The 22323-nt window shown below is 49.6% G+C and carries 19 protein-coding genes; 2 read left to right on the top strand and 17 right to left on the bottom strand.

The genetic code is table 11. From position 1 onward, the window contains the following. Window positions 1-14: 14 nt before the first annotated feature. The 3 genes from AB4Z33_RS13140 to AB4Z33_RS13130 form a co-directional block, all read right to left on the bottom strand. On the bottom strand, window positions 15-1472 hold the full coding sequence (locus tag AB4Z33_RS13140) for a circularly permuted type 2 ATP-grasp protein (protein WP_442050342.1): 1458 nt from the start codon (window positions 1470-1472) through the stop codon (window positions 15-17). Between the two features lie 256 nt (window positions 1473-1728). Continuing rightward, a complete protein-coding gene (locus AB4Z33_RS13135; RefSeq protein WP_442050341.1) occupies window positions 1729-2730 on the bottom strand; it encodes a protoglobin domain-containing protein in 1002 nt (333 codons plus the stop codon). 188 nt (window positions 2731-2918) lie between these two features. After that, window positions 2919-4814 carry a PrkA family serine protein kinase gene (locus tag AB4Z33_RS13130; protein WP_442050340.1) on the bottom strand — a complete coding sequence of 632 codons (1896 nt, stop codon included), beginning with the start codon at window positions 4812-4814 and terminating at the stop codon, window positions 2919-2921. 246 nt (window positions 4815-5060) lie between these two features. On the opposite strand from AB4Z33_RS13130, the gene AB4Z33_RS13125 reads away from it, so the two are divergent. After that, window positions 5061-5807, top strand: coding sequence for a DUF2161 family putative PD-(D/E)XK-type phosphodiesterase (locus AB4Z33_RS13125; protein ID WP_442050339.1), 747 nt, complete (start codon window positions 5061-5063; stop codon window positions 5805-5807). Here the strand turns inward: AB4Z33_RS13125 and AB4Z33_RS13120 are convergent, their stop codons facing one another. The 3 genes from AB4Z33_RS13120 to trmL form a co-directional block, all read right to left on the bottom strand. Further along, window positions 5808-7004: an aminotransferase-like domain-containing protein gene (locus AB4Z33_RS13120; protein ID WP_442050338.1), complete on the bottom strand. Its 1197-nt coding sequence runs from the start codon at window positions 7002-7004 to the stop codon at window positions 5808-5810. A gap of 334 nt (window positions 7005-7338) precedes the next feature. Beyond that, window positions 7339-7587, bottom strand: coding sequence for an AbrB/MazE/SpoVT family DNA-binding domain-containing protein (locus AB4Z33_RS13115; protein ID WP_442050378.1), 249 nt, complete (start codon window positions 7585-7587; stop codon window positions 7339-7341). A 172-nt stretch (window positions 7588-7759) separates the two neighbouring features. Then, window positions 7760-8224, bottom strand: a complete 465-nt coding sequence (trmL, locus tag AB4Z33_RS13110) for a tRNA (uridine(34)/cytosine(34)/5-carboxymethylaminomethyluridine(34)-2'-O)-methyltransferase TrmL (RefSeq protein ID WP_442050337.1) — start codon at window positions 8222-8224, stop codon at window positions 7760-7762. Between the two features lie 144 nt (window positions 8225-8368). Between trmL and AB4Z33_RS13105 the strand changes: the two genes are divergently transcribed. Further along, window positions 8369-9085 (top strand): response regulator transcription factor, encoded by a 717-nt coding sequence (locus AB4Z33_RS13105; RefSeq protein WP_337098013.1) that lies wholly within the window; start codon window positions 8369-8371, stop codon window positions 9083-9085. 87 nt (window positions 9086-9172) lie between these two features. Here AB4Z33_RS13105 and serC read toward each other — a convergent pair whose 3' ends face one another. The 11 genes from serC to liaF all read right to left on the bottom strand — a co-directional run bounded on the left by serC (window position 9173) and on the right by liaF (window position 21979). Further along, the gene (gene serC, locus AB4Z33_RS13100; RefSeq protein ID WP_442050336.1) at window positions 9173-10258 is read right to left on the bottom strand and encodes a 3-phosphoserine/phosphohydroxythreonine transaminase; all 1086 of its coding nucleotides are present in this window, start codon (window positions 10256-10258) and stop codon (window positions 9173-9175) included. Window positions 10259-10508: 250 nt separating this feature from the next. Next, window positions 10509-11933, bottom strand: coding sequence for a type I glutamate--ammonia ligase (gene glnA, locus AB4Z33_RS13095; protein ID WP_442050335.1), 1425 nt, complete (start codon window positions 11931-11933; stop codon window positions 10509-10511). 249 nt (window positions 11934-12182) lie between these two features. Then, window positions 12183-13244, bottom strand: coding sequence for a 3-deoxy-7-phosphoheptulonate synthase (gene aroF / locus AB4Z33_RS13090; protein WP_442050334.1), 1062 nt, complete (start codon window positions 13242-13244; stop codon window positions 12183-12185). Window positions 13245-13537: 293 nt separating this feature from the next. After that, entirely contained in the window at window positions 13538-14497 is a 960-nt protein-coding gene (locus AB4Z33_RS13085; protein ID WP_442050333.1) for a 4-hydroxy-3-methylbut-2-enyl diphosphate reductase, read from the bottom strand. Window positions 14498-14537: 40 nt separating this feature from the next. Then, window positions 14538-16067 carry a sensor histidine kinase gene (locus tag AB4Z33_RS13080; RefSeq protein WP_442050332.1) on the bottom strand — a complete coding sequence of 510 codons (1530 nt, stop codon included), beginning with the start codon at window positions 16065-16067 and terminating at the stop codon, window positions 14538-14540. Between the two features lie 5 nt (window positions 16068-16072). Continuing rightward, window positions 16073-16765 (bottom strand): response regulator transcription factor, encoded by a 693-nt coding sequence (locus tag AB4Z33_RS13075; RefSeq protein ID WP_442050331.1) that lies wholly within the window; start codon window positions 16763-16765, stop codon window positions 16073-16075. A 76-nt stretch (window positions 16766-16841) separates the two neighbouring features. Further along, the gene (locus AB4Z33_RS13070; protein ID WP_442050330.1) at window positions 16842-18503 is read right to left on the bottom strand and encodes a S1C family serine protease; all 1662 of its coding nucleotides are present in this window, start codon (window positions 18501-18503) and stop codon (window positions 16842-16844) included. Between the two features lie 235 nt (window positions 18504-18738). Next, window positions 18739-19146, bottom strand: coding sequence for a YugN family protein (locus AB4Z33_RS13065; protein ID WP_442050329.1), 408 nt, complete (start codon window positions 19144-19146; stop codon window positions 18739-18741). Between the two features lie 96 nt (window positions 19147-19242). Next, window positions 19243-19908 carry a response regulator gene (locus AB4Z33_RS13060; protein ID WP_442050328.1) on the bottom strand — a complete coding sequence of 222 codons (666 nt, stop codon included), beginning with the start codon at window positions 19906-19908 and terminating at the stop codon, window positions 19243-19245. Further along, entirely contained in the window at window positions 19905-20939 is a 1035-nt protein-coding gene (locus AB4Z33_RS13055; RefSeq protein WP_442050327.1) for a histidine kinase, read from the bottom strand. The genes AB4Z33_RS13060 and AB4Z33_RS13055 overlap by 4 nt, the downstream gene beginning before the upstream one ends. 5 nt (window positions 20940-20944) lie before the next feature. Next, window positions 20945-21979 carry a cell wall-active antibiotics response protein LiaF gene (liaF, locus tag AB4Z33_RS13050; protein ID WP_442050326.1) on the bottom strand — a complete coding sequence of 345 codons (1035 nt, stop codon included), beginning with the start codon at window positions 21977-21979 and terminating at the stop codon, window positions 20945-20947. Between the last annotated feature and the right edge of the window lie 344 nt (window positions 21980-22323).

The following is a 22323-nucleotide window of genomic DNA, read 5'->3' as shown; positions in this document are numbered from 1 at the left end:
TTCCCTCCGTTCTATTATCGATTAAGCACCCATGTATCTTTCACGCCGCCACCCTGCGAGGAGTTGACGACGAGAGAGCCTTCCTTCATTGCTACGCGGGTAAGCCCTCCTGGAATGACATGCGTCTCATCGCCCATCAGCGCGAAGGCGCGCAGGTCAATATGACGCGGGGTCATCTGTCCATCAAGCATGACGGGAGCACGCGACAGCTTCATCGTCGTCTGAGCGATATAACGATCCGGCTCTCGCTTGATCGCCTCCGCGAACTGCTGAATTTCCTTCTGCGTCGCGGTCGGCCCGATCAGCATGCCATATCCGCCCGAAAGCGAAGTTTCCTTCACAACGAGCTGATCCAAATGATCCAGCACATACTCTCTCTCTTCTTTGCGGGACAAAATATAAGTCGGCACGTTATGGAGGAGCGGCTCCTCGCCCAAGTAATAACGAATCATATCAGGCACATAGGCGTATACCGCCTTATCGTCCGCTACGCCTGTTCCCGGAGCATTGGCAATGGCAACATTTCCTGCCCGATATGCATTCATAAGTCCAGGCACGCCTAGCAAGGAGTCAGGCTGGAAGGCAAGCGGATCTAGGAAGTCGTCATCGATGCGGCGGTAGATCACGTCAACCTGGCGAAGTCCTCGCAGATCGCGCAAATAAATTTTGTGATCTTTGTATACGAGGTCTCTTCCTTCGACGAGGTGAATACCCATTTGCTGCGCAAGGAAAGTGTGTTCATAATAAGCGGAGTTATAAGCGCCAGGCGTGAGCAATACGATTAGAGGATCGCGTTTGCCATTAGGGGAAAGCGCGCGAAGCGAGCTTAAGAAACAATTCAAGCTTCGGTCGATGCTTTGCACCGAACAGGACAAATACAGATCATGGAATAATTCACTCATTAACGTCCTGCCCTTGAATAAGTAAGAGAAGCCCGAGGGCGAGCGCAAATTGTCCTCAAGGACAAAGTAGCGGCCCTTCTCATCTCGAATCAAATCAATGCCCGATGCTGTAATATATACACCTCCGGGAACATGTAGACCAGCCATTTCCGGACGGAAATACGTGTTGGATACGATCATGCGCCGAGGGATGATGCCGTCTGCAACGATCCGTTGCCCATGATATACATCGTGGCAAAATGCGTTGAGCGCACGTATACGCTGCTTAACCCCGCGGTCGACTGCCTCCCATTCATGCTTCGGTATAACGCGAGGGATATAATCGAACGGAATCGTACGTTCAAGCGGCTCGTTCTGCCCACCGCTATAGAGCGTGAAGGTAATGCCTTCCTCCAGCATCCGCTGGTTGATTGCATTCTGACGGACCGTAAGCTCCGCCTGCTTCATTCTGCCGAATAAGCGATGAACATTGTCATAGTGAGGCCGTACCGAAAAGTCCTTGTCGAACATTTCATCATAAAATGCTTGCGAATCGTAATAATGCGAATGCGACTGTTTGGCCGTCGACATGACAACCGCCTCCTCCATGATGAGCGCAGCACCTAATTGGTGCTTGCAGCATGAACATTTCGTCCATACGAGCTAGATATATGTCAAAAAACTTAACATTTATCTCACTGCCATGTATAAATGTTAGGATAATCATACTAAATTCCGAAAATTGTGTCAACTTACTTAACATAAAAGCAGGAACCCTCCATGTGAGAGAATTCCTGCTTTTTCTAGGCTGCGGATATAAGTAATAGTTCGAGTTATTTATTCCTGATTATGAATTCAATTGCTGCAAGTCTTTCGTAACTTTATCAACCATATGAACGAAGGATGCAAGCTCCTGCGAACGGGCTGCTTGATTGCGCGCCTCCACCGACGTTAGCTCCGACTCGGAACGAACGGCGGAGAGTTTCTTATCGATTTCTTCCAGCTTCGCTTGAATGCCTTCTAACGCATTGCGGGACGAAGCAGCCAGCTTCCTGACCTCGTTCGCGACAACCTCGAACCCTCTTCCTTGTTCGCCGGCTCTAGCAGCTTCGATAGCGGCATTCAGCCCGAGCAGATGCGTCTGATCCGACAAGCCGCGGATGAGCGTGCCCATCTCGCCAATGCCATCGAGCTCTTCGCGCAGCTCTCCTAACAGTGTATGCGTCTTATCCTGAGATTGCGAAGTCGAAACGGCCGTTGCCGCAATTGATTGCGCACCCTCGTCCAATTCGACCATAAGCGAAGCCAGCTCCTGCACAGCTCCCGTAACGGTGCTCAGCATCGTAGCGCGCGAATCAGCAAGCTCCTGTACTTTCTGCTGCTCGAAGCCATGATACGCTTCAAGTACGAATTGCGAATCCAGATTGAACATCTTCGTAAGCGAATAGACGACATGCTGCCATTGCTCGGGAAGAACGCGCTTAAATACAAGCGTCGCAATGTCCAGATACGTCATATACGTTCCCAAATACCAATCTGTCGTAAGTCCGATCCGGGAATGAACCGCTCCGATCCGTATTCTATTATCAATAAACGGCTGGTCTATGACGCCATCGGCGAGAGACATCCAATAAACCCGCTGCGTTTCCTTCAACCGTTCAATATTGCTTACTCTGGAAATAAGCTCGACGAGATCCGGCTGGCTGCCGACGCTGTCGTAGAAACGATCGACCACCTCGTCCACAACTTGGGCAAAGACGGGCCGATATCCCGCTAATAGCTGTAAATCTTGTTCCGATATACCGGTATAGTCCAGTTGCTGCTTACGCTCTGCTGATACTTTAATCACTTGGCAAGACCCCTTCGGCGTATAGTCTTTCACTATCTCCTATTATATCGGAAAAGATACGCTATATTATAAAATTTTAGCTTTTTTATTGAAGGATACTCCTACCCCGACAAAGAAGCTGACGGGCCGTGCATCCGTCAGCTTCTCCACGCAAAGTACCCAAGCTCCATTCCTCTTAATTGCCGGCACTAGCGGTTAAGCAGGCTTCCTACGTACCGCAGCAGCTCATTCGAGCATACCGGGCAATAGCCGTGTTCATCCATAAGCCGCTTAGTCACTTCATTAATACGCTTCAATTGCAGTTCGTCCGGCGTCTTCGTTGACGTCGTAATCTTAACGATGTCCTTCAGATCGGTGAACAGCTTCTTCTCGACCGCTTCGCGCAGCCGTTCATGGCTAGTGAAGTCGAATTTTTTCCCTTTGCGCGAATAAGACGAGATACGAATCAGAATTTCTTCGCGGAACGCTTTTTTCGCATTTTCCGATACGCCGATCTGCTCCTCGATCGAACGCATGAGCCTTTCATCCGGATCCATCTCCTCGCCGGTAAGCGGATCCTTGATTTTCGCCCAGTTGCAATACGATTCGATATTATCCAAGTAGTTCTCGAATAAAGTGCGCGCCGACTCCTCGAACGAGTAGACAAACGCCTTCTGGATCTCCTTCTTAGCCAGCAGATCATATTCCTTGCGCGCCACGGATATGAAATTGAGGTAGCGCTCGCGCTCATCCTTCGTAATCGAAGGATGCTGGTCGAGTCCGTCCTTGAGCGCCCGCAGCACATCAAGCGCATTAATGCACTGCATATCCTGCTTAATGAGCGCGCTGGAGATACGGTTGATGACATAACGAGGATCAATGCCCGTCATTCCCTCTTCGACATACTCGCTTTGCATTTCCTTCAAATCCGCTTCCTTGAAGCCTTCGACCTCCTCGCCGTCGTACATGCGCATTTTCTTGACGAGATCCATACCCTGCTTCTTCGTTTCCTTCAATCTTGTAAGTATGGAGAAAATCGCCGCCGCACGGAGCGCATGTGGAGCAATATGAATATGCCTCATATCGCTTTGCGCGATCAGCTTCGTATATATTTTCTCTTCATCAGACACCTTGAGGTTATAAGGGATTGGCATGACGATCATCCGTGACTGCAGCGCCTCGTTCTTCTTATTGCTGATAAACGACTTATACTCGGATTCATTCGTATGGGCAATAATGAGCTCATCGGCACTGATCAGAGCAAACCTGCCAGCCTTGAAATTACCCTCCTGCGTCAGTGAGAGCAGGTTCCACAGAAATTTCTCGTCGCATTTAAGCATTTCCTGGAACTCCATCAGACCGCGGTTCGCCTTATTGAGCTCACCGTCGAACCGATAGGCGCGCGGATCCGATTCGGAGCCGAATTCGGTTATCGTCGAGAAGTCGATACTGCCGGTCAGGTCGGCAATATCCTGCGACTTGGGATCGGAGGGACTGAAAGTGCCGATACCAACGCGATTATCCTCGGAGATGAATACACGCTCGACAAGCACGCTTTCGATATTGCCCCCATACTCAGTCTGCAGTCTCATCTGGCAAGAAGGGCACAGATTCCCTTCAATGCGAACGCCAAGCTCTTTCTCGATCTCTGGCCTTAGCTCATGCGGAATGAGATGCAGCGGATCCTCGTGCATCGGGCAGCCCTTGATCGCGTAGACTGCTCCCTTGTCGGTGCGGGAGAACTTCTCGAGCCCCTTCTTCAGCATGGTCACGATCGTCGACTTGCCGCCGCTGACCGGTCCCATGAGCAGTAATATCCGTTTACGAACGTCCAGCCTGCGGGCGGACGAGTGAAAATATTCTTCAACCAACTTCTCCACGGAGCGGTCTAATCCAAATATTTCCTGTTCAAAAAACTTATACTTCTTGCGCCCATTCACCTCTTCGACCCCGTAAGATTCGATCATTTCATAAACGCGTGAATGTGCGGTCATGGCCGGGGACTTATCGTTCTTAAGCAGCTCAATGTAGTCCTTGAATTGTCCCATCCATGCCAGCTTCTCACTCTCAGCCTGATATTCCGCAATTCGTTTGAAAATGTCCATTCCGTGCCTCCTCCCATCGCTTCCGCATTCCACTATTCCTTCTCCGCCAGGGATTAGTTGCTAGACGCTCTTTCCTCGTGGATAACTTGTAAATTGAAGTATTACATTTCTATGCTTATCTGTGTAGGAAATTGACCACTATTTTCGTCCTCCATCCAGCAAAAAACGACAAGCTCGCGTAATCCTTTGTTATAATGGGGCTAGAGCGGAAGATTAGTGCGGAAATATGGAAGKGGAAAAAGCATCGTGGCCGTTAAGCGGGAGGAAGAACTGTACAAGCCTATTAAACAATACTACGAACGGCTCGGGTATGAGGTGAAGAGCGAGGTGCTTCATTGCGATCTCGTAGCGATCCACCCCGAGCATGAGGAGCCTATTATTGTAGAAATGAAAAAAACGTTCAATCTTGCATTGCTGCTGCAAGGCGTTGAACGTCTGCGATTAAACGGACAGGTTGTCCTGGCAATTGAACGCAACCGTAAAAAGAGCGGCGCGCATAACCAGCGTTATGGCGACTTGACGGAGCTATGCCGAATGCTTGGCCTCGGGCTTATGACGGTCACCTTCTATAAGACGAAGCCGGCCGTCATTGAGCTGTTATGCGAGCCGGGCGAGCCCCCGCAGCGAGGCATGCGCCGCCGGAAGCAGGCGAAGCTGCTGCAAGAATTCCGCGAGCGCAGCGGCGACTACAACGTTGGCGGCAGCACCGGCCGCAAGCTCGTCACCGCCTACCGCGAGAAGGCGCTTCGCTGCGCATGGGCGCTGCGCGAGGAGGGAGAGCTGGCGCCGCGCGAGGTTGCGGCGATCACGGGCAATAGCCGCAGCGGCGACACGCTGCGGCATAATTATTATGGCTGGTTCGAGCGAGTCGGACGCGGCAAATATAAGCTTCGCCCAGTGGGCGTGGCCGCATTGGAGCAATACCGCGAAGTGATCGCTGAATGGTCCAAGGCAGCCGCTGGAGCTGCTTCGTCAGATGGCCGCAAGTTCTAGCTAGCTGCGTGCCGTGAACTCTCCGATCGCTTCAACTAAACGCGCCACGCCTTGCTCGGTACGCGCCCCTTTGTTATGGGTGAAATTAAGCCGGGCTGTATTGCGCAACGGATTGTCCGCATAGAACGAGCTGCCCGGCACGAACGCTACCCCTTTGCGGACAGCTGCTTTGAGCAACGCTTCCGCATCGAGTGCTTCGGGCAGCTTCATCCACAAGAACATGCCGCCTTTTGGCTTGACCCATGTCACATCAGGAATCGCCGCACGCTCCAGCAGCCGATTCATCTCCAGCATCCGCTCTCCGTAGGAATCGGAAATAAGCTTAATATGCGCATCAAGGTCGAAGAAGCCGAGAAGTTGGCTCAAGATTTGCTGATCCAAGGAGCTTGATTGAATGTCCGCCGCTTGCTTCGCAACCGCCATCATCCGAATAACCTTGCTGTCCCCTATCGCCCATCCCGTACGTAATGCCGGAGCGACCGTCTTCGAGAAGGTGCTCGTATAAATGACATTTCCCTTCTCGACTTTGCCATCTAAGGCGAACAGTGTCGGAATCGGCTCTTTGCTGTCGAATGCGATATCGCCATAAGGATCGTCTTCAATGATTGGAATGTTATTCGATTGACAGAGAGCGAGCAGCTTCTTCCTGCGCTCCACACTCCATACATTGCCTGTCGGATTGCCGAAAGTCGGCACGGCATACAGCAGCTTCGGACGATGCAATTTGATAAGCCGCTCTGCCGATTCCGGAATCATGCCCTGCTCATCGCTATCCACGGACACAACCTTTAGCCCATGCAACGAGAATACTTGCAGACATGCAAGATAGGTAGGTTTCTCTACCAATACGGTATCGCCAGGTTCGGTCAACACTTCGACTAGCAGGTCAATCGCTTGCTGCGAGCCCGTCGTGACTAACATTTGATCAGGATTCACGAACATCTTTTTATCGGCCATTCTGCGGCATAACTGCTCGCGAAGCGGCAGATATCCTTCCGTCAAGCCGTACTGGAGCGCGCCTGCGCCTGAACGGAATACTCGCTGAGCCGCTTCACTGACAGCTTCTACCGGAAACAGTTCTTCAGCAGGAAGCCCCCCGGCAAATGAAATCATGTCCGTCCCCTGCGTAAGCTTCAAAATATCTCGCACCGCTGAAGATTTAAGCTGTGATACCTGTGACGAGAAACGATATTCCATTTCAATTGCCCCTCTCCCTATCGATATAACTTTTTTCACACGATCTATTCTTATGTTAACAATGTGTTCACAACTTTTAAAGTTTTCTTTTTGCTGTTCGTTGGTTATAATATAAGAAGCCAATTGGAGGTGCAATGCACATGAACTTTCTTATTGTTATGACCGTGTTTGCGTTGTTCATTACGGCGATGCTGACAAGCTCCTATAATGACGACAAAACCAAAGGCCTGTAAGCTAATGCCGTCCTATGACGGCCAAAGCAAAAAAGCTTCTCGATGAGCATTGCTCACACGAGAAGCTTTTTTTGTTATTGTCTTCATTGGACAGCTGGCAATTAACGACGAAGCTGTGCCATTTCCTCTATGCATACTCCACATAAATAACGATCCTTGAAATCTCTAACCTCATTCATGGAGCCGCAAAATACGCATTTTGGCCTATAACGTTCCAATATGATATGGTCTCCTTGTACGAAAATCTCTACAGGATCGCCCTCGTTCATCAGATAACGTTTACGTAACGATTTTGGAAGCACAATACGGCCAAGCTGATCAACTTTCCTTACCACTCCTGCTGGTTTCATCATTTCACCTCTTCTGTGTCTTTATTCGCAAGTCCTAACCTGAGAAACCTATGCATTATAGTGTTTCGATGGTGATTCAGCATTTCCTTCCTATATTCATTATTTCTTAATATTCTGCAACAAATATAGTAGGAAGCCACTTCAATGTGCGTTTTTTCTTTCATTTAGCAGCTTAATTCAGTCCCTCGAAGCCTGTCTGCCTAAGCGCTTCGTATACGACAATAGCGGCAGAATTGGACAAATTCAGCGAACGAACCTTATCCGTCATCGGCATTCGTATGCAGGTGTCGAGATTCGCATCGATAAGTTGCTGCGGCAGTCCTTTCGTTTCTTTGCCGAACACGAAGAAATCTCCATCCCGATATTCGAAATCCGAATAAGGCTTCGATGCTCGCGTGCTGGCATAGAAGAACCGTCCCTCTGGATAAAGGGCCAGCACTTCATCGAACGAATCGTGATATTCGATATGGACGGAATGCCAATAGTCAAGCCCTGCCCGCTTCAACGTACGGTCATCCGTATCGAAGCCAAGCGGCCTGACAAGATGCAAATGCGTACCTGTGGCCGCGCATGTGCGCGAAATATTGCCTGTGTTTGCCGGAATCTCCGGCTCTACCAATACGATATGAAACGGCATTTCTGTAAATCCCACCTCTCTAAACGCTAATTATACACCAAATTTCTTTCCATTTTTACATCCATTTTACGTACAGGTAATCTTCCGCGAAATTTCCGCCTTTATAATAAACTTATTATTAGGAGGCAAAGGAGAAATGTAACGATGCGAAAAAAAATATTGGTCGTCGATGACGAACCTTCTATCGCCATGTTAATCGAATTTAATCTAAAGCTCTCGGGCTACGATGTCCGTTGCGTAAGCGATGGCGAAGCCGTATTCGACATGCTCCGGCCATTCCGTCCCGACCTGATTGTCCTTGATTTGATGCTGCCTAAGATGGACGGCATTCAAGTGTGCAGAGAGCTTCGCAAGCAGAACAACGCTGTGCCTGTCATTATGTTGACCGCGCTGCAAGATGTTACGGATAAAATAGCGGGTCTCGATAACGGTGCTGATGATTATATGACGAAGCCGTTCAGTCCGCAAGAGCTCGTCTCCCGAATCCAAGCCGTATTTCGCCGGATCCAATCGAATCCTGGCACCTCTGATAATACGAGCTATGATATAGGCAGGTTGAACGTTCGCGCCGAGCAGCGCGAGGTTTACTTTGAAGGCAAACTAATTGAACTGACGCCGAAGGAATTCGAGCTTTTGCTCTTCCTTTGCAAGCACAAAGGCAAAGTGCTTAGCCGCCAGCAGCTGCTGCATGGAGTCTGGGATTATCACTTCCTCGGCGATACGCGTATCGTTGATGTTCACATTAGCCATCTGCGCGATAAGATCGAGAAGAATGCCCGGACGCCGGAATATATTATGACCGTTCGCAACGTCGGCTACAAGCTGCTAGAGCCCGCTGTGCCCGAATCGTCATTCGCTTAAGCCTTCGCCTTAGCAAAGAAGAAGCGCCATCTCCTCCTGTTGGGAAGGGATGGCGCTTTCGTTATTTACTGCTTGGCTAACTAATGCTTAACCGTTGCGCTTTTGGAAATCAGCCATGAACTGAGCAAGCGCTTGGCAGCTCTCAAGCGGAACGGCGTTGTACGTCGATGCGCGTAGACCGCCAACATCGCGATGTCCCTTGAGACCAACGAAGCCTTCCTTCTCCGATTCCTTGATGAATTGCTTCTCCAGCTCTTCGCTGTGAATACGGAACGTAATATTCATAAGCGAACGGCTTTGCGGCTGTGCACAGCCGATGTAGAAGCCGCCGCTTTGATCGATCTTGTCGTAGATCAGCTTTGTTTTGTCGCGGTTGAACTGATCCATCTGTGCGATGCCGCCTTTGCCTTTGATCCAGTTAAGCACGAGGCTTACCATGTATACGGCGAAGGATGGCGGTGTATTGTATAGCGAGTTGTTCGATGCATGCGTGCTGTATCGGAACATCGTCGGGATTGTTGCAGGACTTTCCGCAATCAAATCATCGCGCGCGATAACGACTGTTACGCCTGAAGGACCAAGGTTTTTTTGAGCACCGGCATAAATAAGACCGAACTTGTTGACGTCTACCGGACGACTTAGAATATCACTGGACATATCGGCGATAAGAGGCACATTGCCTGTCGACGGGAAATCGAAGAACTGCGTTCCGCCGATTGTTTCATTCGACGTTACATGAAGATACGCCGCATTGTCCGGAATAATAATTTCATCTGCCGTCGGCATACGCATATATTTATCAGCTTCTGTCGATGCGGCGATAACCGTCTCACCGACAAGCTTCGCCTCCTTGATCGCTTTGTCAGCCCATGCGCCAGTCTTCACATATGCGCCAGGACGTCCAGGACGAACGAGATTAAGCGGGATCATAGCGAACTGCGTGCTTGCTCCGCCTTGTACGAATAAAATACGGTAGTTGTCAGGAACGCCGTACAGCTCGCGAAGAAGCGATTGCGCCTCGTTGTTCACTTGCTCATAAAGCGCGCTTCGGTGCGACATCTCCATAATGGACATACCCGCTCCTTGATAATCGACGAACTGCTCTTGTGCTTGTTGAAGCACTTCAAGAGGTATAGCGGCTGGTCCTGCGTTAAAATTAAATGCTCTTGTCATTTCCGATAGCCCACCTTTGATTCTTTATCATGATAAGGACATGATAGCAATTTTGAACGTTCGCATCAAGTGCTTTCCGCGTATTTGCACTACAAAAGTCGAACGTATTGACATTAAATTGTCGAAAACATTCGGATTTTGCGTTTTATGCTAAATACGAATTACGACGAGCCCTTGTTTATATCGCCACAGTTGGACAATATAAAAACGAGTCCCTTGCGGGACTCGTTCGTATGGTGATGCTAAGGAATTAGCAATCGTAGTAAAGGCTGAATTCGTGCGGGTGAATACGGATTGCAACAGCTTTCGCTTCAGCGCGCTTGATTGCAACGTAGTTATCGATGAATTCTTGCGTGAATACGCCGCCTTCAGTCAAGAATGCGGAATCCGCTTCAAGTGCGTTAAGCGCTTCGTCAAGTGTTCCAGGAACACTGCGGATTTCTTTCTTCTCTTCTTCTGGCAATTCATAGATGTTTTTGTCGAATGGACCGTAGCCAAGAGCAACAGGATCAAGCTTACGCTTAATGCCGTCCAGACCAGCAAGCAGCATAGCAGCGAATGCAAGGTAAGGGTTAGCTGTGTTGTCCGGTGTACGGAACTCGATGCGACAACCTTTAGGCGTTACAGCTGCGATAGGAATACGGATCGCTGCGGAACGGTTGCCTTTCGAGAATACAAGGTTAACCGGTGCTTCGTAACCAGGCACAAGACGTTTGAACGAGTTCGTGCTTGGGTTCGTAATTGCGATAAGAGCCGGAGCGTGGTAAAGTACGCCGCCGATGTAGTGCATAGCAAGTTCACTCAGGTTAGCGTAAGCGCCTTTGTCGTAGAACAACGGGGAATCACCGTTGAAGATCGACGTATGAACGTGCATACCGCTACCGTTGTCGCCGAACAATGGCTTCGGCATGAAAGTAACCGTTTTGCCGTATTGGCGAGCTGTGTTGTGAATGATGTATTTGAATTTCATCAGGTTGTCAGCTGTTTTTGTAAGGGTGTCGAAACGGAAGTTGATTTCCGCTTGACCAGCTGTAGCAACTTCATGGTGATGACGCTCTACGCGAAGGCCGGATTCTTGCAACAAGCGAACCATTTCGCTACGGATGTCTTGTTGGGAGTCAACTGGAGCTACTGGAACATAGCCGCCTTTTACTGGAATTTTCGAGCCAAGGTTGCCGCCGTCTTCTTTGCGGTTCGTATTCCAGCCAGCTTCCTCGGATTCAACCATATACGAAGACGAATTCATTGTGCTTTCATAGCGAACTTCGTCAAAAATGAAAAATTCAGGTTCTGGTGCGAAGAATGCAGTCGTACCAATGCCAGTCGTTTGAAGATATTCTTCAGCCTTTTGAGCGATGCTGCGCGGATCGCGGTCATAGCGCTCGCCCTCTGGCGTATAGATGTTACACATAACGTTTAATGTAGGGTGATCTGTGAAAGGATCGATAAATACGGATTCCGTATCTGGCATCATTACCATATCGGAATTTTCAATACCGCGGAAACCGTGGATCGAAGAACCGTCAAATGCTACACCGTTAACGAAAGTATCAGCGTCTACCTCAGTTGCAGGAAGAGTGATGTGGTGAGCGCGACCCAGAAGATCTGCGAAGCGGAAATCGACAAACTGAATGCTGTTTTCTTTAATATTGTCCAAAACATTTTGAACTGACATGAATAATTTCCTCCATTTCCGAACATTAGCGTTGTGTTGAACAAGTATTGTTCAATAATTGCTCCAAACCATGACGTTATTATAAAACTACGGTTTCACCTCCGTCAATAGCTATGTAAGGTATTTTTTATCGCGATGTTAGGTATACTTACAAGTTTGAACAGATGTTCACAATTCCTCCTTAACCCACCACAGCAAAAACCGCGCCACCCTTACTGCAGTAAGGGCGGCGCGGTGATTTAGACTATGTTAAATTTTCCATTCCTTGAATGCTTCAGCAGGCGCTTTCGGCGTATCGAACTGTTTGCCTACTAGAGGAGCGAGCTGTTCCAATTGCTTCAGCAAGTTGGCGAATTGATCCGGGAATAAGGATTGTACGCCGTCGCCAGTCATAGAATTATCAGGATCTGTATGCATCTCTACGATAAGTCCGTTGGCCCCAGCAGCTACCGAAGCCTTCGACATCGGCTCTACCAATTCGCGACGGCCCGTACCGTGACTTGGATCTGATATAACAGGCAAGTGGCTGAGAGATTGCAGCACCGGAATGGCAGATAGGTCAAGCGTGTTCCGCGTGTAAGTTTCGAACGTTCGGATTCCTCGTTCGCACAGCATAACATTCGGATTGCCGCCGGCTAGAATGTATTCCGCTGCATTCAGGAACTCGTCATAAGTAGAACTGAAGCCTCTCTTCAGCAGCACCGGAGTCTGGATCGTACCAAGCTTCCGAAGCAGGTCGAAGTTCTGCATATTCCTTGTGCCTACTTGGAGAATGTCAGCGTACTCCGCGCATACATCGACGTACTCCGGCGTCATTACCTCTGTAATCGTCAGCAAGCCGTGTTTCTTGCCTGCCTCGGCCATCATAACTAAACCTTCCACTCCTACGCCCTGGAAGCTGTAAGGACCGGTACGAGGCTTGAATGCGCCTCCGCGAAGCACCTGACCGCCTGCCGCTTTAACAAGGCGAGCAATCTCGTCGATCTGTTCTGGAGATTCCACAGCGCACGGTCCGCCCATAATAACGAGGTTGCTGCCGCCGATCTTTACGCCTTTGATGTCGATGACTGTATCGTCCGGATGGAAGTCACGGCTAGCCAGCTTATATGACTTTGAAATTTTGATCACATTCTCTACACCTTTCATTTGGCGCAGGTGCTCAGCAAGCGTTGGCTCTGCCTTGCCGATAATGCCAATTACTGTGCGGTCCGTCCCAATCGATACATGCGCTTGTACGCCTGCTTTCTCAATGTGGGCTACGATTTCGTTAATGCGTTCTTCGGAAATTTGCGGATTAGTAATGACGATCATCTTGAATCACTCCTATTATTTTATATGATTTTTCCTTGGTCACATCTTCATCATTCACACTGCAACGCTTATACGCTTTTAAGCTTATACGCTGTGAAGCTTCTACGCTTTTAATCGCTAAAGTAAATATACAAGAAATAACCGTATCCGTCAACCCGTTTTTTCTGTGGCTGAGTTTACTGCCGTTGCCTAATCAACAATTGCAGGCTACAGCAGAAATAGGCCGGTACCGCTTTGCTTCAAATCTGAAGCCCGCAGCATCGACCTAATTTCCTCTTAGTTAACGTGCCCTGTTACTCGGCAGCGCTAGYGCTCTTAATCTTAATGTTCGGAAGCAGCTTATTCATATTAACCGTACGCTTAATCTCCCATGTGTCGGGATTGTTATCGTCGTACTGCTCCAAGTAAGCAATAACCTCTTTCGTTAACGGCGTCGGCGTAGATGCGCCGGAAGTGACGGCTACTCGTTCAATACCGATCAGCCACTCTCGCTCAATCTCTGATACATCAGCTACCCGGTACGCCTTCACTCCCGCAATTTCCTCAGATACCTGCGCTAAGCGGTTCGAGTTGTTGCTACGGGGGTCGCCAACGACGATGCAGAGCTGAGCCGTGCCCGCTTGACCTGCAACGGCTTCTTGCCGCACTTGGGTAGCAAGGCAAATCTCGTTATGAACCTCAGCAGTGGGAAACTTCTCCGATAGCTTCTGAATAATATGCCGAATATCCCACTGGGACATCGTTGTTTGATTCGTAATGATGAGACGCCCTTCAGGCACTTGAAGAGAATCGATCTCTTCTTCCTTCTCGATCAGATGCACCATATCCGGCGCAACGCCGATGGCGCCTTCCGGCTCGGGATGACCTTTCTTCCCGATATAAATAATATGATAACCTTCAGCCGTCTTCTCGCGGATCAGGTCGTGCGTCTTCGTTACGTCAGGACAGGTCGCGTCAACGACGGACAACCCCTTATCACGGGCTCGCTTGCGCACCTCAGGAGATACGCCATGAGCCGTGAAAATAACAGTTCCCTCTTCGATCTGATCCAATATTTCCAAACGATTCGCCCCGTCAAGCGTAATAACGCCCTCCTGCTCGAACGCTTCCGTTACATGAGCGTTATGAACAATCATGCCAAGAATATAGATTGGCCGCGGCAATTCAAGGTTCTTCGCCGTTTGCAAGGCAAGCACCATCGCATCGACAACACCGTAGCAGTAACCGCGCGGCGATATTTTGACAATTTCCATCTATTGCACCTGCTTTCTTACCGGATACGCCCTATTATAACTACTCGATTAAATGATCCGTTCCTTCTATTATAGTCGAAGGAGCGTTCCCGGAAAAGACTACTGGCAGCCATATTGTAAACTTCGTCCCTTCGCCCTCGCGCGTCGTCACTTCCACCGACCMCTGATGCTCGTCGATAATCCACTTGGCGATTGATAATCCAAGCCCCGTTCCCACCGTAACGCCGCGTGATTCATCAGCGCGATAGAACCGATCGAAAATATGCGGGATCTCGTCGGGATTCATGCCAATGCCTGAATCCTCAACCGTAATGCCGATTTGTCCATTGCCTCGCAATGCGCCAAGCTCGATATGACCGCGCTCCGTATACTTAAAGGCATTCTCGATAAATATGAACAACAGCTGCTGCAAATAATCATGATTACCCTTGACATATACGCCGTTCAGAGCGGATAGATCGCCAATTATCCACTCCGCTTTCCGCGGAAGCAGCTGAGCTCTCCGAGCGACCTCTTCCGCGATAGGGAGCAGCGCCAGATGTTCCTTTTCCATGACATAACCGGCATCCGCTCTCGCAAGCGCAAGCAAATCGTTGACCAACGTGCTCATTCGCTTCGCTTCCGCCGATATATCGCTCATCGCTTCCCGCGACATATCCCAATGCTCCATATCGAACGGCAGCCAATCTCCGCTTCCCTTCTCAGGGTTCGTTTCCTTAATGCGAGTCCACATCCGCTCCAGCAGATCGATATTGCCGCGAATGGTCGTGAGCGGCGTACGAAGCTCATGCGACGCATCCGATACGAACCTGCGCTGCGCCTTATATGACTCATCGAGCTCATTGTAGGCAAGCTCCATTCTGGATAACATCATATTGAGCGTATGAACGAGCCTTCCAATCTCATCATTGGATTCGGCTGCCGGTATCCGCATATTCAGCTCCGAGCCTTTCTCGATTTGCTCCGTCGCCCGAATAACGCGTTCAATTGGGCGGAGCGCCTGGCGCGCGATGAACAAGCCGCCTGTGAAGGCTATAAGGATGACGAAAAGAGAGGAGAAAATAAGGATCGTCCGAAGTCCCCTCAAAAAATCCTCTTCATTATTGGAAAATACAGCGAGCTGCAAAATGCCGATTAATGTGCCATCCTCAAGCTCAATCGGGCGTTGGTAGGTAAGCATATCGAATTTGTCGTTATTTATTGTGACTTTAACTTTGCGAAAACCTTCCTTTGGATCCTTGTCTGCCTCTGGATAAGGAATAATCGTACCATATTGTCTTAGCTGATCCTCTTGTCTTACAACACCGTCTTTATAACTCACTATCTGCATATAAATTTTTTTTTGTTCTGGTCCTCTGCCAATACGGGCGATTTGGAAGTTCCATTCATTTTCATCCAGAAAGTTTACCGTTGGCTGTACGAATATCGTACTGTTTTGCGCCTTAAGCTGTTCCTTGGCCTCTGCGTACGTATTCCAGTTGACGAATAAATAAACGACTAGCCCTACGGCGATAAGCGTCCCGGCAAGCAAGCCGGAATACCAAAGCGTAAGGCGAAGACGGATTGACATAGCGCTTAACCTGCCTCTCCTCGCAACACATAGCCAGTACCGCGTACCGTTTGTATAAGCCTGCTTCCTCCGCCCTCTTCAACCTTTTGGCGGAGCATTGCAATATATACTTCAAGCACATTCGATTCGCCGCTGAAGTCATAGCCCCATATTTTTTCCATGATGGAGTCACGGGTCAGCACTCGGCGCGGATTCTGCATGAAGAATAGCAATAGATCATACTCCTTGCTCGTCAGCTCGATGCGGCGGCTAGCGCGAATGGCTTCTCTAGCGTCCATATCAAGCGCAAGATCCTCATAGATCAATTGGCTGGTTTGTTCCTCTAGCTTGTCCGACTTGCGGCGCAGCAGCGCGCGGACGCGGGCGAGCAGCTCCTCCAGCGCGAACGGCTTAACTAAATAATCGTCTGCGCCAAGATCGAGCCCTCTTACGCGATCATTAATATCGTCCTTCGCCGTGAGCATGAGAATCGGCACGGTGCTGCCGCCCTCGCGAACCCTCCTGCACACTTCCCAACCGTCGATTTGCGGCATCATGACATCCAATATAAGCAGATCAGGGTCTGCTCCAAGCAAAGCCTTTAACCCTTCCGCCCCATTGGACGCGGTAGTGACCTCATATCCCTCGAATGCCAAGCTTCTGCGCAATAACGAAATGATTTTGTCATCATCATCTACGACTACAATATGTTGTCTCATACGTATTCTCCTTTTTCTCCTTGCAGCAAAAAGCGCAGAGTGTGTATGGCTCTGCGCTCTTATTTGCGATGCTCGCTTACTCTGTAACGAATTTATTTTTGTCGCCGATGACGACCTCGACATTTTGCTCTTTGCCTTGGCGGATAATATTCAGTTCCACTTTGTCGTCAACTTTGTGCTTCTTAATCGCCTCGATTAACGATTGCGTATTGCTGTATTTCTTGCCATCGATTCCCACGATAACGTCATATTGTTGGATGCCGCCCAAATGTGCAGGCGATTTGTAGTACACGTTGCGTACGATTGATCCTTCAGCCTTGCTCAGTCCAAGTTGCTTCGCGATCTCTTCTGTCACATCGGATAGCTCCGCTCCGATGAACGGAATAGCTTCCTTCGGAATTTCTACATTGCTCTTAAGACTATCAAGCACCTCTTGGATCGTACTTGTCGGAATGGCAAAGCCGATGCCTTGTGCTTGCGAACTAACAGCTGTATTGATACCTACGACTTCGCCGTTCAGATTGAGCAGCGGGCCTCCAGAGTTACCTGGGTTAATCGAAGCATCAGTCTGCAGCAAATGCTCATAGTTGCGCTCGCCTTGCGTATCTTGAATATCGATCGGACGTTCCTTCGCGCTTAGCACGCCGACGGTTACGGTATGATCGAAGCCGTACGGATTGCCGATCGCAACGACGGTGTCGCCGATATTAATGTTATCTGAGCTGCCCAGCGGCAAGGTCGGGAATTCCTTTTCTCCTGTCACTTTAAGCACAGCAAGGTCTAATTCATAACTTGATCCTAGCAGCTCAGCCGTGAACGGCTTATCATAGCCTTGCACGATGACCTCGATTTTGTCAGATTCACCGACAACATGCTGGTTCGTAAGAATATAACCGGACTTGTCGAAGAAGAAGCCTGTTCCGATGCCCGTCTGCTGCATTTGATCATCATTGCCTTGCTCTGGCTGCTGCTGCGAGTCAGGGAAGTCATTGCCGAAGAACTGGCGGAAGAAGGAATCATCCAGCATGCTGCCGCCGTTGCCGGTCGATACGTTCGTGAACGTCTCGATCTTCACGACTGCTGGACTTGCCGTTTCGAACAGACCGGCAATATCATCCGTCCGAGCAGCTGCCGTTGAGGCTGAACCGCCTGCCGTGCTGCCCGCTCCGGCTTGTGTGCCGCTGCCCGTCGATTCTTTCACGGTTGCTTGCACTTGATCCGCCGTGAACCAGTTGCGCGTGTCTGCCGTCCACATCAGTCCGCCTACGAGAACGACACCAGCAAGGAACGAGGCGAACATCGCTTTGAAAGAGGTGCGCTTCGGCTCTCTGACCGTCCAAGGACCTTTGCCCCCAGGGCTAACCGGCGTGAATGGACGAATTTGTTGCTGTACGGGCTGAGGTGCATTAACGTTATCGTCTGCATCGGAAGTTTCGTAAGTCGTATCATTAGCATCAGCATTAGTAGTCTGCAATGAATTTGCCTGTAGTTGCTCCGGCTGCGGCTGCGATCCAGCCGATTGATAACGATTCGGCTGCGAGGAATCGGATTGAGCGCCGGCTTTGAATGGTCCATATGAATAATAGTAGGAAGGCTTAGCTGTCTGTTCAGGAAGGTCCGAAGCTATCGGCTCCGCTTCATACTGCTCCTGCTCATTTGTTCCGCTTGCGTCTTGCTGCTCCTCATTATGATCGCGAAAAAACTCATCATAGCCTTTTTTGTTGTTTTGATCGTCCATCGTGTTAAGCCTCCTTGAAGGATATCGTTCATGCCTCTACTCTCGTATTCCGTGAGAGGCGAGCTCGTTTTATTAGTTCTATCATGCACATTCTACCTTAAAACAAACTTAAAAGGAATTTAAACAGAAATAAAAAAAACTCCYATCGGAGTTATTTCGAGACTGACGAATAACTGGAATTTCTCATAAATGGAGAAATTCCAGTGTCATTTCGTTCTGCATCTCATTTCAACGGTTACAATAACCCCTCAACCTCGGTTATTGCCTGCTTCGCGCGCGTAATCCACCGGTCTTCGACCGGTGCATCGGGATTAGAAGGCGATTKGAACTGATCGAACATTGCGCCGAAGGTTCTTATTGAAGCTTCGGGATCATTGCCCTCTTGATAAATATGCTTAAGCACATATGGCTTGCCAAGTCTAATCGTTGCATCGTTCTCCGTTGTCTCGCTATCGATATAGCCGGTTACGACATCAAACGGAATACGAAGCCATACTTTATGGGATTCATCCAGCGCTCGGTCGAAGGAGCCGTTGCTATACTCCCAGTTGCCTCCCAAAGTAAATTGATGCTGCTCAAGCACCGCTCTGGCTTCATTGAAGTTCTGTTCGATGGACTCTAGCGATGATGAAATAAATTTCATGACAGTCTACTCCTTTTCGCTTGCGCTTACGCCCGTATTCGCATTCGCTGCTTACTGAACGTACGTTAAAAGATAGTATAACCGCCTCGTGCCATATTATGTGCGCTTCGCCCAGCCTTTGCGATGCGCAAGCACCGCAAGCTGCGTGCGATCCTCCAGCTCGCATTTCATCAATAGATTGCTGACATGCGTCTTGACCGTTTTGATACTAATATGAAGCTCCTCGGCAATCTCCTTATTGGATTGACCGTCGGCAATGAGCAGCAGCACTTCCTTCTCACGCTCCGTAAGGCCTTCGTCGCCGGATTGCGCCGTCCGTTGACGCAAGCCTCTCGTCAGCGCCTGCGAGACGTCCGCGGTCATGACCGGCATTCCTTTGAATGCGGCGCCGAGCGCATAGATCAGCTCTTCGGACGATACCGTCTTCAGCACATAGCTGGTCGCTCCCGCCTCGATCGCCCCGTAGACTTTGTCATCCTCCAGGAAACTTGTGAGCATCACAATCTTTATATTCGGATATTTAGCCAATACAGCTCTCGTCGTCTCGATCCCGTCCATTCCCGGCATCATTAAATCCATCAGGATCATGTCAGGCAACGTCTCCTGCGATCTGTTGCCAAGCACATTCAGCGCTTCTTGCCCGCTTCCTGCTTCGGCAATGACTTCAAACTTCGGCTCAAGCATCAGATAAGTCCGCAGCCCTGTCCTAACCATATCGTGATCGTCAACGATCATCATCTTAATCGTATCCGTTACGCTCATTTCCTGTTCTCTCCCCGCCATATCGTTGGTATTGTCACTTTCACTCTCGTGCCGCTGCCAGGTTTACTCAGTATTTCCGTTTTGCCGCCAAGCTTCTGCGCCCGCTCCTGCATCGTCGTTAGGCCGTAGGAACCGCGCTTTACGTCGCTAACCTTGAAGCCTTCCCCGTCATCCTGCAAGCTCATGACGACTTGCCGTTCCGTATCCGCAAGCGTTAGCGTACATTGACTTGCTCTCGCATGCTTCACTACATTCGCAATCGCTTCCTGAATAATAAGGAATAGCTGATGCTCCTTCGCTTCGGACAGCTCGCCCATCAACCGCCATTCCAGCACACCTTGCAAATTGTTTTGCCGGCAATAATCGGGAAACCATTTGTTAAGCGCCTCATGCAGCGTTTGGCCTTCCAGCTCCATCGGCCTTAGCTGGGCAATGAAGTTGCGCATCTGCTTCTGTGCCGTGTTCGACATTTGGACAAGCTGCTCCATAACCGAATCCGCACGCTCACGGTCAACCTGCTGCAGCTTAGGCAGCGACGAGGCGCACATATGAATAGCGAACAGTTGTTGGCTAACCGTATCATGCAAGTCTCTCGCAAGCCGCTTCCGCTCTTCGAGAACAGCGGCCTCATTCGAAAGCGCCCCCTCCATGATCTGCTCCTCGCCTACCATCTGAATCCATTTCATCTTCTCTTCCATCTGTTCCGCAAGCGCATTGAATTCGCGATACAGCTCATTGAACGAGACGTGGCCGAACTCCGTAATTCGAACACTGTAATTGCCGTTAGCCGCCTGCTTGAACGACAGATGAAGCGTATCGATCCGTCTCTGAATGCGCTGTGCCGCCCAGTAGCCGAAGACGACGCTGACAAGCAGGAAGACGGAGGCCGCCCCGAGGCGAACTTCCGTCATTGGTGTCTCATTCTTCAATCCGCTCCATGTAACAGCGGCGAGTACGAACGAAACGACCGAAGCTGCCACGAACATCGCGATCAGCTCCCACTTGCCGCTTCGAAGGAAACGTACCATCATCCCCGTTACCCCACCTTCGTAACACGCACATCGCCGATAAAGGTGCTGACGATCAGCTTGATTTTTTTATCCGAATCGCTGTAAGAAGGGGATTGAATGTTGATATGCTTGAACATGCCGCCCTCTTTCCGATCCAATATCTTTACATCGCCGATGAACGAGCTTGTCAGCACCTGTACGCCAATCTCGTAGTCGTTCGGCACGAACACCTTCACATCGCCGATAAACGATGAAATATGGATTCTCGTTTCTCCGACCGCCACTTGCGCCTTCGTCAGATCGAGAATGGTATCTCCGATGAAGTGCGACACGTTAAGCGGCTTAAGCTCCCAGTAGTCTTGCCCGATATGAATATCGCCGATAAAACCGGATCTGCTCTGCACGCCCTTATCGCCATGATTCCACCATTCCACATGCTCCATATGGTGGCCATGCTTCATGTGATGCTTYCATTCTTTGTAGGCACGATGCTGCTGATGATGGGTCCAGTGCTTACTATGCTTTTTGACTGGCGGATCCTCTACCCCGTAATCTGCGCCCGGCGAGAACGTCCAGCTTCCTGAACGATCGTCAGGCTTCACCAGCTCCGGATTAGCTTCCTTCTTTAGGTTCGGTCCTTTTAATGGGTCCGGATGAAGTGGCGGCGCCGGAGGCACGTCTTCATCACTTGAGAAAGGATACTGCTCCCAATCGTCAGAAGGCGGATCATAATTGCGTCTCGGCCTCCAAAGCATCTTAAAGCCTACTACGATAATAATAATCGGCCATAAATAAGGAATAATATCTCCAATCGACCAGTCGAACCATTCGAGGTTGCGTCCCAAGAAGACGAATCCGACGATGAGCACAATGCCGTTCCACCAGCCAGACCCTCTGATTAATCCGTGTAAGCCAGTATAAATAATGATAACCGGCCAATACGTTGAGAACACTTCGCCGAAATCAAAGCTTACATGTCCCATCTGTCGCAACAAAAACATGATGCCTATCGCTATGATGACGACCCCGGTTAACAATCGCCCGAAAAAATTTCCGTTCATCCCTATCCAACTCCTTCAAGACTGCGCCTTTGAATGTGATAGCTCTAGTATAACGGACGACATGGCATTATAAAAAGGGACGGCCGATTGAAATGTGAATCGGTCTAGAGACTGAGATTACTTACGACTTGTCGATCAAAACCGGCTTTTTTCTACCTATCACGCCAAAAATAGCTGACTTGCGTTACAAAACATAACGCAAGGACGTTGACATAGCTAACTCCTACTATTTATAATGATGAACGGATTAGGAGAAAGAGATAAGCGTTATCGGTTAATGCATCCTGGACGGCAATAGCTGCATATTCGCGAACCATACATGACATGACGATCGGGGATGACAA

Source organism: Paenibacillus sp. 2TAB19, from assembly GCF_052115185.1.
Taxonomy (GTDB): domain Bacteria; phylum Bacillota; class Bacilli; order Paenibacillales; family Paenibacillaceae; genus Pristimantibacillus.
The sequence above is the reverse complement of the archived record's forward strand: the minus strand, read 5'-3'. Positions and strand labels throughout refer to the sequence as shown.

Excerpts from the sequence above, each read along its gene's own strand:
- AB4Z33_RS13140 (WP_442050342.1), bottom strand. The coding sequence starts at position 1,472 with ATGTCGACGGCCAAACAGTCGCATTCGCATTATTACGATTCGCAAGCA.
- AB4Z33_RS13130 (WP_442050340.1), bottom strand. The coding sequence starts at position 4,814 with ATGGACATTTTCAAACGAATTGCGGAATATCAGGCTGAGAGTGAGAAG.
- AB4Z33_RS13120 (WP_442050338.1), bottom strand. The coding sequence starts at position 7,004 with ATGGAATATCGTTTCTCGTCACAGGTATCACAGCTTAAATCTTCAGCG.
- AB4Z33_RS13115 (WP_442050378.1), bottom strand. The coding sequence starts at position 7,587 with ATGAAACCAGCAGGAGTGGTAAGGAAAGTTGATCAGCTTGGCCGTATT.
- trmL (WP_442050337.1), bottom strand. The coding sequence starts at position 8,224 with ATGCCGTTTCATATCGTATTGGTAGAGCCGGAGATTCCGGCAAACACA.
- AB4Z33_RS13105 (WP_337098013.1), top strand. The coding sequence starts at position 8,369 with ATGCGAAAAAAAATATTGGTCGTCGATGACGAACCTTCTATCGCCATG.
- serC (WP_442050336.1), bottom strand. The coding sequence starts at position 10,258 with ATGACAAGAGCATTTAATTTTAACGCAGGACCAGCCGCTATACCTCTT.
- glnA (WP_442050335.1), bottom strand. The coding sequence starts at position 11,933 with ATGTCAGTTCAAAATGTTTTGGACAATATTAAAGAAAACAGCATTCAG.
- aroF (WP_442050334.1), bottom strand. The coding sequence starts at position 13,244 with ATGATCGTCATTACTAATCCGCAAATTTCCGAAGAACGCATTAACGAA.
- AB4Z33_RS13075 (WP_442050331.1), bottom strand. The coding sequence starts at position 16,765 with ATGAGACAACATATTGTAGTCGTAGATGATGATGACAAAATCATTTCG.
- AB4Z33_RS13070 (WP_442050330.1), bottom strand. The coding sequence starts at position 18,503 with ATGGACGATCAAAACAACAAAAAAGGCTATGATGAGTTTTTTCGCGAT.
- AB4Z33_RS13060 (WP_442050328.1), bottom strand. The coding sequence starts at position 19,908 with ATGAGCGTAACGGATACGATTAAGATGATGATCGTTGACGATCACGAT.
- AB4Z33_RS13055 (WP_442050327.1), bottom strand. The coding sequence starts at position 20,939 with ATGATGGTACGTTTCCTTCGAAGCGGCAAGTGGGAGCTGATCGCGATG.